This window comes from Bifidobacterium sp. wkB344, from assembly GCF_003688305.1.
Taxonomy (GTDB): Bacteria; Actinomycetota; Actinomycetes; order Actinomycetales; family Bifidobacteriaceae; genus Bombiscardovia; species Bombiscardovia mizhiensis.
In genome coordinates this window covers 1-1188 of sequence record NZ_NPOQ01000015.1, presented here as the reverse complement: position 1 = coordinate 1188, position 1188 = coordinate 1, and the positions used below count along the sequence as shown (strand labels likewise).

The 1188-nt window shown below is 62.0% G+C and carries 1 rRNA gene; it reads right to left on the bottom strand.

From position 1 onward, the window contains the following. Positions 1–1188: ribosomal RNA gene (locus tag CI601_RS04625) — 23S ribosomal RNA — on the bottom strand; the annotation flags it as partial.

The window sequence follows — 1188 nt, the reverse complement described above, 5'->3', positions numbered from 1 at the left end:
GTGATTTGCCGAGTTCCTTGACCAGGATTCGCTCGATCGCTTTGGTATACTCTACCTGACCACCAGTGTCGGTTTAGGGTACGGGCGGCGCCACTCCTCACGCCGAAGCTTTTCTCGACGGAACGGCACACCGGATTCGGGGCACAAGACCCCCCATCATCACACCTCGCGCTCATGCCGGGCGGATTTGCCTGCCCGACGCGCCGCATGCTTGACCACGGATAACCACCACCGCGGCCCGGCTCCCGTTCCGTGTCACTCCCGCGCTACCCGCCACGCATCCACACGCCGGTCCCATGCCATCGGACGGTCCGAAGACCATCACCCGACACAGGTAAGGGCACGCTTCCACGTCTTGGATTGGACGGCTTGACGCCGGTAGGAGAATATCGACTCCTTCATCCATTCGACTACGCCTGTCGGCCTCGCCTTAGGACCCGACTCACCCGGGGACGACGAACGTGGCCCCGGAACCCTTGGTCATCCAGCGGACGGGATTCTCACCCGCCTCTCGCTACTCATGTCTGCATTCTCACTTCCACGCGGTCCACGGCCGGCTCACGCCGCCGCTTCGCCCCACGCGGAACGCTCTCCTACCCAGCACAGCAAACTGCGCTGCCGCGTCTTCGGTGGCGTGCTTGAGCCCCGCTACATTATCGGCGCGGAACCACTAGACCAGTGAGCTGTTACGCACTCTTTCAAGGATGGCTGCTTCTGAGCCAACCTCCTGGCTGTCTATGCGACTCCACATCCTTTCCCACTTAGCACGCGCTTAGGGACCTTAGACGACGATCTGGGCTGTCTCCCTCTCGACGACGGAGCTTATCCCCCGCCGACTCACGGCCGCGATACACCTCACACGTATTCGGAGTTTGGCTGCTGTCGGTACCCGATACGGGCCCTCAAGCATCCAGTAGCTCTACCCCATGGAGGCACTCACGCGACGCTGCACCGAAATGCATTTCGGAGAGAACCAGCTATCACGGAATTTGATTGGCCTTTCACCCCTAGCCCCAGGTCATCGGCCCGGTTTTCAACCCAGGTCCGTTCGGTCCTCCACGCGGTCTTACCCGCGCTTCAACCTGCCCAGGGCTAGATCATCCCGCTTCGGGTCCAGGACACGCGACTGGAACGCCCTTATCGGACTCGCTTTCGCTACGGCTGCCCCACACGGGTTAGCCTCGCCAC